Raw genomic sequence first — 11,406 nt, 5'->3', positions numbered from 1 at the left:
TGCGGCCGAACGCCTATGCAAACCCTGCTTGACGGGAAAAGGCTCTGGGAGGAAAAGGTCGGACAGATGAACTAATCGGACAGGGAAAACCACCAAGACGGAGAAACCTGTCAGATCAAGTCTAAACTACTACACATGATCCAAGTTTTTGCAAAGAGGGGCACACCCCATTTCGGCAGACGCCACTTTATGGAGCGGTTACGGCAACTAGCCGTACGTTTCCTCCCAAGTCCACTTTTCTTTGGGCTGGGAAAACATTTTCCAGAACAGTTCGGCAATTTTCTGCGGATCACGCTCCGCAGCCTGCACCTCCTTCCTGACCTGGATCGACCCGATATGGATATTGAGCTCTCGCAAGTTGTCGAACAACGCTTGGCAAAGGCTGCGGATTCCCGCCTTTCCCGCGCTCAGGACAAGATATTCCGGCGATGGAAAGAGCGCGAGGACGCCCCCGGTTAAAAATATGCTCCCATGTCCTTTTTCCCGCATAAACGGCAAGATGTTCCTGATTGAGATCATCGCCCCCGTAAGGTCAACGGCCACATCATTCTCCAGTGATGCGTCAGTCGCCTCGAAAATCGATTGCGGGCGCAGAATGGCCGCATTGTAAAAAAGGATTTCCGTTTCGCTCCCATATTTTTCGATGAGAGCGGCCACGCTGGAGGCGTGGCCCGCGTCCATACTCTCAGTCTGACATTTCCTTCCTGTTTTTTCTGAAATCGCTGCCGCAAACTCTTTCAGCTTATCCGTGTTCCGGGCGGCAAGAATGGGAGTATATCCTTCGAGCGCAAAACGCATGGCTGTATTGAAACCTATTCCGGGGCCGACGCCAATGCAAAGGATTGCACCTTTCATTTTCTTCTCCTCGTCAGTTCACGCATGAGACCAAGGATATATCAGGTTCGCGCATGCGGTTAAGCCCCTGTGCGCAACTGTGATGTACGCCCATGTGTACATGATGGACGCTGGATAATCAAGCTGTGAACATCCCAGCGCCATATACCCTTGAGCTTCGCCTCAAGAGGCAGGCGTTCTACATACTTTTCTGGAGGATGGCTTTGATTTCATCGCGGTCCAGCAGTTTGTAGCCTTGGGGTTTCACGTTCATTGACGAAAGTGTCAATGAGACAATCCCATCGAGCATGTCTTCCGTCACGCCCTGCTTGGCGAGGGATGTTTCCGCCCCGATGTCCAGTATCCATTGATGTAATGCCTCAAGGCCCGCTCGGGCGACATCTTCTTCCATCTTTCCCCGGGCGTCCACGTTCCAGACGACGCGTGCAAAACGGGCGAACCGCTTCAATCCGTAGGGCAATATGTACTGGTAATAGGGGACCGCCGTTGCGGACAGGATCATTCCATGCGTGGCATGGGAAAAGGCACCCACGGCGTGACTCAGCATATGAGCCATCCAGTCGGCGGTTTTGCCAACTCCCAGCAGTGGGTTGAGAGCCCAGGTAGCGTCCCACATGAGATTGCTGCGTGCCTCGTAATCCTCAGGATTTTTTGCAGCTTTTCGCCCGGATTCAACGATATTGCGCATGAGCCCTTCAGCGAGATAATCGGTTGTGCAATCGTTATCACCTGAAAAATACTGCTCCATGACATGGCTCATGGTGTCGAAGATTCCAGCCGCCATCTGCGCTCGGGACACAGAGAACGTGTACCGGGGATTCATGATGGCAAAACGTGGCGCCACGCGCGCGCCGAACATTTTGCCCATCTTGATGGGAACAGCGGGGTCAGTAATCACGGCAGTACCATTGGTTTCAGATCCCGTACCCGCCATGGTCAGAACGGCTCCCACAGGAATGACGTTCTGGCTCTCCTCCACATCCGCCTGATCCAAAAAGAAGTGTTTCCATGCATTGCCGGCATAACCCGCGGCGACACTCAGCGCCTTCGAGTAGTCAATAATTGAACCGCCGCCCACAGCAAGAATGACATCGATGGCATTTTCTTGAGCGACGCGGATACCTTCATTAAGTTTCTCAAGCGTTGGATTTGACATGACGCCAGGCAGCTCGATCACCGTCTTGCCGGAAGACTGAAGGCCGTTCATGACATCGTCATAAATGCCGTTCCGTTTTATGGAGCCGCCGCCATATACCATGAGTACGTTCTTTCCGTAGTCCTTCATGGCATTCGGCAACTGCTCCTGAGCTTTATCGCCAAAATACATTCGTGTGGGGCAGTAATAAGTAAAATTGCCAAGCATAGTTTCTCTCCCTTAATGTAGAGATTGGGTTCGCGCTTTTTACCACCAGTTGAAAAGACTTGTACCGTGGTCCAAAGTACTGATCTTTTGCATGTCATCTTGTGTGAGTGAAAAATCCAGGATGGCGAGGTTTTCGATCATCCTCTCCCGGTGAACGCTCTTGGGGATGACAATGATACCGCGCTGATACAGCCAGCGAAGTACCACCTGTGCCACTGTTTTGCCATGTGTTGCCGCTATCCCAGTCAGGATGGCGTTGGTGAAGATGTGATTTTTGCCACAGGCCAGGGGCGACCATGCCTCCAGTGCTATGCCGTTCTTTTGGCAAAGGGTGTGCATTTCCCGCTGCTGCCTGAAAGGGTGGGTTTCAATCTGGTTTACAGCGGGCTTCACCTTGCAATGCCGCAGGAGCCCCTCAAAGGTGGTTCCGAGGAAGTTGGCGACACCAATAGCGCGCACTTCACCGGCCGCCAGCGCATCCTCCATCGCGCGGTACGTTTCCTCATATTTTCCCACAGGCTCGTGAATCAGGAACAAATCAACATATCCGAGCCCCAGGCGTTTTATGGAGGCCGAGATGGAACGTCGGGTGTCCTCATAGCCGCCGGAACCCCATATTTTGGTGGTGACGAAAACGTCGCTCCGCGCCAGGCCGGAGTTGCGCACGGCGATGCCCACCTCCGCCTCATTGTCGTAAACCTGCGCGGTATCTATGGAACGGTAGCCAACTTCCAGCGCTGCGCTTACACAAGAAACGGTGTGCGCTGGCGGTATCTGGTACACGCCATACCCGATACGCGGAATCTCCACGCCATTGTTCAATGTGAGTGTATCTTTCATGCCAGATCCCCGGGAGTCGGCAGACTGTCCTAATCGCCATACCCGCCGTCAACGAGATAGTCCGCTCCAGTGATGTAACTGGCCGTCGCCTCTGAAGCGAGGAAGAGGACAATGGGGGCCACTTCCTCAACCTTTCCGAAGCGTCCCAGCGGCACCCCCGCCGTCACGCGGGCCATGTGCGCTTCTTTTTCAGCACCGGAAATCCCGAGCTTGTCGTATATCGGCGATTCGATGGGGCCGGGAGAAACGGAATTGACCCTCACGCCATAGGGGGCAAATTCCTTGGCCCATATCTTTGTGAACATGTCCACGGCAGCCTTTGCTGCGCTATAGACGGACATTTGGATCAAGTGGTTGCGGATGGCGGCAGAGCTGATATTGATAATATTGCCGCGACTGTTTTTGAGCAAAGGGAGCGTCTTCAGGACAAGGCGGCAGACGGTGTTCACATTCACGTCAAAGGCTTTCATGATCTCATCCATCGTTTCGGCCTCAAAGGGATGGACAGGGGACCAGCCAGCGTTATTGACCAGAACATCAAGGCTGCCGAAGCGGGAAGCGATTTCATTGACAACGCGCTCAACACCATCAGCGGTAGTCAGGTCAGCGGCAAGCCACGATATGCGGGAATTGAGAGCCGCCGTTTCGCGCAGAGCTTCTTCCGTGCGTGCCACGATAAGAACATCAGCGCCCTCTATGGCAAATTGCCGGGCAATTTCCCTGCCGATACCCGAACCAGCTCCCGTGACCAAAACCTTTTTGTCATCGAGCTTCAGATCCATCTTTCTCTCCTCCTTGGAACCTTGTGCGAGGTCATTTTTGCAAATAGCTTTGGAATCTGCGGCGTAGTTTATCGGGGCGCCAATTGGCCCGGAACAAGCATCTCAAACTATATTCGTTTGAAGCGATATGAGGAAGTGCGAAAAAAGTTAATGCAACATTAAGCATAACTTAATGCCAATTAGCGTCTGTTAAATACAGAAAAGCCCTATACCACATGGTACTGCCGTTCCGCCCGCTTGTGATTCACCACAAGCCCCTCGCGTCGTAACAAGATATGCAGCCGCTGGACGCCGAAGCGCCGCAGTTCCTCTGCCAGTTCTCGCAGGCGTCGGCGCAGGTCCGCATCCCTGTCTGAGGAGGATGACGCCCCGGGCTGCGGTTGACGGCAAGTATCGCACAGTGGCGCCGCTGGGAAGTCCTGCAGGTCGTCTGGACATACTACAGGCCCCCTTGCATAATCCAATATTGTGCGCGGAGAGCTATAAAATGCAGGGGTATTTCAGGGGGTATTTAAAAATCTTTAAAAATTTATGTCAAATTATCTCATATAATTAATTTTGAATTATTAATCCCGTTTCCTCCAGAAATTTCAAGGGCCAGGAGATGCCGTTCTCCTGGCCCTTTTCGCGTTTTGGCGAAAAAATCGAGGGGATCTTTATCCGAATGCGCTGTCGAGGCGCCCCCGCTCAGTCCGGGACGAGAGCGTGGGCCATGCTGTCAGCGATGCGCAGGATCTGGTCGCGCCCTTGCAACTGCGCGATCCATTCCGCCGGGATGGCCTCAAGGCCGTACGCCATGGCCGCCAGGGCGCCCGTGACAGCGCCGGTGGTATCTGAATCGTCGCCGAGGTTCACGGCTTTCAGCACGGCGTCTTTGTAAGTGTCTGTTGTCAGGAAGCACCAGAGCGCGGCCTCGAGGGTATCGACCACAAAGCCGCTGCTGCGGATCTCCGTTTCCTGCATGTCCCGGATGTCCTGCTTGAGAATGCGGCGGAATTTTTCCAGTGCTGCCGCATTAAGAAATGGCGGCGGCGCGGCCAGTTCCGCGCGCAGCTCCGCATATGCCTCGTCCTTGGCGGTGCCGGCGAGCAGCTTGCGCAGCACTTCTAGAAAGAGAAAGCAGGCCGTCACGGACCAGGCATGGCCGTGGGTGACGGACGAGACGGCTTTTACGAGCCGGAAGCGCTCCTCGGCGCTGCGGCCGGCCAGCAGGAAGACCAAGGGCGCCACGCGCATGAGGCTGCCGTTGCCGTTGTCCCGCTCTTCCGTGCCGCCGGCCCGCTCCGGGGGCACGCCGCGCTTGAGGCGGGCGATGGCCCGGGCCGTGGCGTTGCCCATGTCGAAGACCTCGCCATGCGGCGTGAAGGCGCCTTTGTCGTGCCAGGCGATGAGGTTGCGGGCGAGGCGCGGCAGCGAGACGGCCCCGTCCTCCACCGCGTCCGCCAGCGCCAGCGTGAGCGAGGTGTCGTCCGACCAGGTGCCCGCGGGCTGGTCATGGGTGCCGTGGCCGCGCATCCCGTCCACATGGAAGCTGCCGCGCGGCCGGAACTCCACGGGCACGCCGAGGGCGTCGCCCACGGCCACGCCCAGCAAGAGCGTGCGGATATGTTCGGCCTGTTGGTCCGCCGTCATTCTTTTCCCGTCCATGCCTGCCCCCTGATGAGGCCCCGAAAGTGGCGCTACGCTCGCCCTGCCCTCCTTTCTGTATGCTCCCACATCCCGCTGCTGGCAAGGAGGAGGGGAGCCCACACTCCGCTTTTGCGCGGTCGCGCGCGGGCAAGGCCGTGCAGGAGAGGGGTGGTGGGAAAGCGGGCTGGAAACAGTTGGGGGACAGGCAAAAATATTCCATATTGAAAATGAATTTCAATTTTATTGACAGCCCCAACGCCCTGTGCCATCCTCCTCAGCGTACCTGAGGAAAACGCGATGCCGCGTTTTTTCTTCGAGACACGGGTTTTCGCCCGTGTCATGTCCCGTGTGCGCACGAGCGTCCGGCCGCAAAACGTGGCCGGCGAAAATCCCTGAGGAGGGAGCATGAAGACGAGGCGAGAGGGGAAGATGAGGGGGAAAAACCTGCTCTGCACCCTGTTTTTGGCGGCGGCGCTGCTGCTCGGTGGGCACGCGCCGGCTGAGGCCGTGGACTTCAAGGTGAGCGGCGAATGGCTGGTGGGCTTCGGCGCGGGCACGGGCGAGCTCTACAGCAAGTACCGGGAGCCGGGCCACGGCCCCAAGACGCGCACCAATACCAACGACACCTTTGAGGCCAACCAGCGCGTCCGCCTCCAGCTGGACGCCGTTGCCTCCGAGTCGCTCTCGGGCACTGTGGGCATCGAGATCGGCGACCAGCGCTGGGGCATGGCGGAGCAGGGCGGCGCGCTCGGCGCGGACGGCACCAATGTCATCAAGCTCAAGAACGCCTATATCGACTGGGCGGTCCCCGCCACCGACCTTTCCTTCCGCATGGGCATCCAGGGCCTGGCGCTGCCCAATGCGGCCGGCGGCTCGGCCATCATGGACGCCGACGTGGCCGGCATCGTGGCGAGCTACAAGTTCACGGACGCCGTGAGCCTCACCGCCCTGTGGATGCGGCCGGTCAACGACAACTTCACGGGCGGCTATTTTGACAAGACGAGCGACCGCGCGGGCTACCTCGACAACATGGACCTTTTCGCCGTGTCGCTGCCCATCGCCCTTGACGGCTACGAGGTCACGCCCTGGGTCATGTACGGCATGCTGGGGCGCAACTCGCTGCGCGGGTTGGCCTCCGTGAACGAGGCCGAGCCCTGGGAGACCTCGGACGGCATCCTCGGCCTCACCGTGCCGGGCCTGACGCCGGGCTTCAACTTCGCCCACGGCTCGCCGCTCACCACCGCGAGCACCAGCAAGACCTACGGCAGCATGTTCTGGGCGGGGCTTCCCATCGTCATCTCCGTGCTCGACCCGCTGAACATCGAGATCGACCTCAATTACGGCTTCGTGGAGGAGATGGGCCGATTCGACATCATCAAGCGCGGCAACGAGGGCGACATCGTGCGCGGGAGCACCCAGCGCCAGGGCTGGCTCGCCAAGGCCCTTGTGGAATACAAGCTCGAATGGGGCGTGCCCGGCATCTTCGGCTGGTACGCCTCGGGCGACGACGGCAATGTGAAGAACGGCTCGGAGCGCCTGCCCTCCATCGCCGGCGCGGGCAACTTCACCTCCTTCATCGGCGACGGCAACCTCGCCTGGGGCTCCTTTGACGACAGCTGCGACTGGGCCATGACCTATTCCGGCACCTGGGGCGTGGGCCTGCAACTGCGCGACATCACCTTCATCGAAGACCTGACGCACACCTTCCGCGTGGCGTACTGGGGCGGGACCAACAGCCCGTCCATGGTCAAGTATATGGAAAGCGCCTCTTCGTGGCGCGAGGGCTATGGCGGCGACGGCCCCTACCACACCACCAACGACGGGCTCCTGGAATTCAACCTCGTCAACCAGTGGCAGGTGTATGAAAACCTCGAGCTCAATCTGGAGCTCGGCTATATCGTCAACATGATGGACCAGGACACGTGGCAGAAGGCCGGCTATTACGGCGGCACGGGCAATGGCAGCTTTGAGAAACAGGACGCCTGGAAGGCCCAGCTGACCTTCGCGTATTCGTTCTAGGCGCGAGGCGGAAAGGAAAATGCCAAAGGCCGCGGGGAAAGCCCCGCGGCCTTTCTGTACGCTCCGGCCAAAGGCCGGCGGCACCGCGAACCGCTGTTATTCCGCCGCGAGCTGGATGCGCTCGAAGCCCGTCACCGTGATGGTGTCGTTCACGGCCTTGGCCGCCTCGCGCACCACGTCGGCCACGGTCTTCTTGTCGTCGCGGATATAGGGCTGCTCCATGAGGCAGACTTCCTTCTGGAACTTCTTGACCGCGCCCTCGGCGATCTTGTCCACGATATTGGCGGGCTTGCCCTCTTCAAGAGCCTTCTGGCGGTAGACCTCGCGCTCGCGCTCCACGGCCGCCGCGTCGAGGCTCGAGGCGTCAAGGGCCATGGGATTGGTGGCCGCCACCTGCATGGCGAGGTTCTTGGCCAGGTCCTTCACTTCCTGGGTGTCCACGGTGGCGGCCTTGCCGCAGGTGAGGAAGACCAGCACGCCGATCTTGCCATTGGCGTGGATATACTGGCCCACGACCTCGTTGTCGCCCGCCTTGCTGTGCCGCGCGAACTTGCCGAGGCGCATGTTTTCGCCCACCGAGGCGATGAGCTGCTTCACCTCGTCGCCCACGATGCCGTCAAGGCCGGCGGCGTCGGCCGGGTCATGCTCCAGCACGGCCTCGGCCACGCGCCTGGCCATGTTCTGGAACTGGTCGCCGCGGGCGACAAAATCCGTCTCGCACATGAGCGAGGACATGGCCACGTGCTTGCCGTCCGCGCTCACGGCGGAGGTGACGAGGCCCTCGCAGGTGGCGCGGTCCGACTTCTTGGCGGCCTTGGCCATGCCCTTCTGGCGCAGCCAGTCCACGGCCTTTTCCATGTCGCCGTTCACTTCAACGAGGGCTTTCTTGCAATCCATCATGCCTGCGCCGGTTTTTTCGCGCAGTTCCTTGACCATTTGAGCGCTGATCGCCATGGGGTTTCTCCCAAACTCCGGCGCGAGAGGCCCCGCGCCGGAAAGATTGCTGTTTCAGGGCCGCGCGGGCGCGGCCGTACCTTGCGCCCCCGCTGCTAGAGGGCCGCGTTCACCTCGGCGGCCACGGCATCGGCCACTTCCCTCTCTTCGGTGGCGGCCACGGCTGCGGCGGCCGCGTCCTCGGCGAGCGCCGCGTCCGCCATGACCTCCTCGGCCTGGGCGACGTTGCGGTTGTCCTTCATCATGGCCTCGCCTTCGAGGCAGGCTTCGGCGAAGGCGGTCACGAAGAGCTTGATGGCGCGGATGGCGTCGTCATTGCCGGGGATGATGAAGTCGATATTGTCCGGGTCGCAGTTGGTGTCGGTCACGGCCACGATGGGGATGCCAAGCTTGCGGCACTCCTTGACGGCGATGTCTTCCCGGTTGGGATCGATGATGAAGGCGAGCTGGGGCAGGCGGTCCATGTTCTTGATGCCGCCGAGGGATTCCTCGAGCTTGCGCATCTCGCGCTCCAGGAGGAGCACTTCCTTTTTCTGGTAGCGGTTGATGGAGCCGTCCGCGAACATGGATTCCAGCTTCTTCAGGCGCTCGATGCTCTTCTGGATGGTGACGAAGTTGGTGAGCGTGCCGCCCATCCAGCGGTTGGTCACATAGAACTGGTGCGCGCGCGAGGCCTCGGCGGCCACGGCCTCCTGGGCCTGGCGCTTGGTGCCGATGAAGAGCACCTTGCCGCCCTTGGCCACGGTGTCGGCCATCTTGTCATAGGCGTCGCGGAACAGCTTGACCGTCTGCTGCAGGTCGATGATGTGGATGCCGTTGCGCGCGCCGAAGATGTAGGGGCGCATCTTGGGGTTCCAGCGCCGGGTCTGGTGCCCGAAGTGGACCCCGGTCTCCAGCATCTGCTTCATGCTGACGTAAGCCATGATTCCTCCAAATGGGTTATGCCTCCACCCCGGCCTTTGGAGCCTTCCACCCCGGGGTGGCCGGATGCGCCGCGCATCCGCCCGGGGACCCCGGAAAGCCGCCGGAGTGTGCGGAATGGGAACGAGTCTCATAGCCCAAAATAGGGCGGCTGGCAAGCGTTCTGCGCCGGGCGCCCAGTGGGCGGCATGCTTGCGCCTAAATCGTATTTTATATATACTTATCTTGTTATCAATGATTTCAGTGAGATGGTGGCAGCTCTCGGTTGCCCGCGGGATAATCCTTGCCCAGCGGGGTGCCATGCCCGCGACCGTCAAGACCCGCGTGGCACCGGGGATGAGGGCCGCCATCCTGCGGAAAGCCGCGCCAGGTACGCTTTCTGGCGCACCCAAACAGCCACGCGAGGGCAACGGAAAGCATTTTCATGAGACGCGGGGGCTGTTTGCGGCAGTTGCCCGAACCCGTGCGAATGAAAGGGGTGCAGTGTGAAGGACAGTGGTGAGTGCACTACAACATATACCCCCTCTATCCACAGGTGGTGGGGGGAGAACTCTAAACTCCTTGTCTCGGTATTCCTGATTGGTATCTTTTCCTATGGTTTTGCGGTATTTAATTTTAATTTCGGGATTGACGAAGACTCAGCATTTGGCTGGGGCGCAAAAAATTTTATTACTGGTCATGCGACGATCAATAGATGGGCAATGTTCGCATATTATTATGCCTTGTTGCCCGGTGTGTTCTATCCATTTATAGGAAATATCCTGGCGCTGTTTTTTATTTCTCTTGCCTATTGCCTGTTTATCTCCAATCATCAATCACTGACATTTTCGCAAAAGCTGCTTTTTTGTGGCATCGCCATCTCTCTTCCCACATTTGGGGCGATGTTCGAGTTTAGTTTTATGGTCGCCCAGGTGAGCTGTTCGGCTGCCTTGGTCGTCGTGGCATATCTTTTCACCATAAATGGAAACACCTTGGTGACAAAGTGGGTGCTCCCCATAATTTTATGCACCTTCGCCACCTTTACCTATCAATCTTTGCTCTATATATTTCCGGGATTATTTTTTATAGATTGCCTCTTGGGCAAATTTGATATTGCCAAAAAATCGTCTTTCAGGATATTTTGCAGGATCATTTTTCTCTGTGGCATTTCTCTCCTCTGCTATGTGAGCATCAGCCAGCTTTTACATTTAATTACCGGCATTCCCCAAAGCCAGTACGGCGAAAGCGTAGCCGTATATTTGCATAACTCTTTCGTTAAAGCTTTTAAAATCCTGTGTAAGGAGTTAAAATCTAAATTTGATAGCACCTTGCTCTCGCCTTTTTGGTTTTTGCCCATTCCGATAGCGCTGATACTTCTCTGTGCGAAGCCGCGCTTGCGGTATGCATTTTCGCTCTGTCTTGTTATCGGCTATTTCTTTTTTCCTTATTTGGGGCTTGGGCTTGCCTTGCCCATACGCTCATGGTTTTTTGCGCCCTTTATCTATGCGGCGCTGTTTTTAGCTGCCTGTCTCCAGGCCCCTCATAAATTCAGGATACTTTTCTTTATCTTCTCCATATGGATAGTGTGCTTCAATTCATCCATCAACGCGAGGTCCTCACTTCTTGATAATTTTTCTGAGAAACGTGATCAACTTATTGCTTCGCGAATTTATAATGAGTTATGCGTTGAAGCGCCGCAATCATTAAAAAATGCAAAACGGAGCCTTATTATAATAGGAAAATTTAAGCTGGAAGGTATATTACCTAATATCAGTAATGGGGATCGGGAGATATACGGGGCTTCTTTCTTTTCATGGAACAGTGAGCCGCAACGAATATACCATTATCTAAAAATTTTTGGGGTGAAGCTGCCTCCCTCCATCAATGGCAGCCCTAGGGCGGAGAAGATCACCTCACTGGCCATGGTGCGGGACATGCCGGCATATCCCGCAAGGGGCTTCATCAGGATGGTGGATGATGTTCTTGTCATCAAGCTGGCGGACGAGGCCAAGTGACTGCCGGGGCGCAAGGAGTTTCGGCCCGGGCAAAAAGCGTCCGTGAATT

Annotated in this window: 9 protein-coding genes and 1 pseudogene; 2 read left to right on the top strand and 8 right to left on the bottom strand. The window is 57.5% G+C overall.

The features are described from left to right. Positions 1-207: 207 nt before the first annotated feature. The 6 genes and pseudogenes from G7Y54_RS06025 to G7Y54_RS06005 all read right to left on the bottom strand — a co-directional run bounded on the left by G7Y54_RS06025 (position 208) and on the right by G7Y54_RS06005 (position 5,487). Positions 208-855 carry an SDR family NAD(P)-dependent oxidoreductase gene (locus tag G7Y54_RS06025; protein WP_165078370.1) on the bottom strand — a complete coding sequence of 216 codons (648 nt, stop codon included), beginning with the start codon at positions 853-855 and terminating at the stop codon, positions 208-210. Positions 856-1,033: 178 nt separating this feature from the next. Next, complete coding sequence (locus tag G7Y54_RS06020; RefSeq protein WP_165078369.1) at positions 1,034-2,218, bottom strand: iron-containing alcohol dehydrogenase; 1,185 nt, start codon at positions 2,216-2,218, stop codon at positions 1,034-1,036. Positions 2,219-2,257: 39 nt separating this feature from the next. Beyond that, positions 2,258-3,058 (bottom strand): aldo/keto reductase, encoded by an 801-nt coding sequence (locus tag G7Y54_RS06015; RefSeq protein ID WP_165078368.1) that lies wholly within the window; start codon positions 3,056-3,058, stop codon positions 2,258-2,260. Positions 3,059-3,087: 29 nt separating this feature from the next. Then, positions 3,088-3,840, bottom strand: a complete 753-nt coding sequence (locus tag G7Y54_RS06010; protein WP_165078367.1) for an SDR family oxidoreductase — start codon at positions 3,838-3,840, stop codon at positions 3,088-3,090. A 233-nt stretch (positions 3,841-4,073) separates the two neighbouring features. Further along, positions 4,074-4,193: pseudogene (locus tag G7Y54_RS12600) on the bottom strand (IS3 family transposase); the annotation flags it as partial. Positions 4,194-4,527: 334 nt separating this feature from the next. Then, positions 4,528-5,487: an ADP-ribosylglycohydrolase family protein gene (locus G7Y54_RS06005; protein ID WP_206214909.1), complete on the bottom strand. Its 960-nt coding sequence runs from the start codon at positions 5,485-5,487 to the stop codon at positions 4,528-4,530. A 387-nt stretch (positions 5,488-5,874) separates the two neighbouring features. Between G7Y54_RS06005 and G7Y54_RS06000 the strand changes: the two genes are divergently transcribed. Next, a complete protein-coding gene (locus G7Y54_RS06000; RefSeq protein WP_241159390.1) occupies positions 5,875-7,488 on the top strand; it encodes an outer membrane homotrimeric porin in 1,614 nt (537 codons plus the stop codon). Between the two features lie 96 nt (positions 7,489-7,584). Here G7Y54_RS06000 and tsf read toward each other — a convergent pair whose 3' ends face one another. Together tsf and rpsB are read right to left on the bottom strand one after the other, a co-directional pair. Beyond that, a complete protein-coding gene (gene tsf, locus G7Y54_RS05995) occupies positions 7,585-8,442 on the bottom strand; it encodes a translation elongation factor Ts (RefSeq protein ID WP_165078366.1) in 858 nt (285 codons plus the stop codon). A gap of 95 nt (positions 8,443-8,537) precedes the next feature. After that, positions 8,538-9,365, bottom strand: coding sequence for a 30S ribosomal protein S2 (gene rpsB, locus G7Y54_RS05990; RefSeq protein ID WP_165078365.1), 828 nt, complete (start codon positions 9,363-9,365; stop codon positions 8,538-8,540). A 483-nt stretch (positions 9,366-9,848) separates the two neighbouring features. Here rpsB and G7Y54_RS05985 point away from each other — a divergent pair, with 483 nt between their 5' ends. After that, positions 9,849-11,357, top strand: a complete 1,509-nt coding sequence (locus G7Y54_RS05985) for a glucosyltransferase domain-containing protein (protein ID WP_165078364.1) — start codon at positions 9,849-9,851, stop codon at positions 11,355-11,357. The last annotated feature ends 49 nt before the right edge of the window (positions 11,358-11,406 follow it).

Source organism: Desulfovibrio sp. ZJ746 (assembly GCF_011039155.1).
GTDB lineage: Bacteria > Desulfobacterota > Desulfovibrionia > Desulfovibrionales > Desulfovibrionaceae > Desulfovibrio.
The sequence above is the reverse complement of the archived record's forward strand: the minus strand, read 5'-3'. Positions and strand labels throughout refer to the sequence as shown.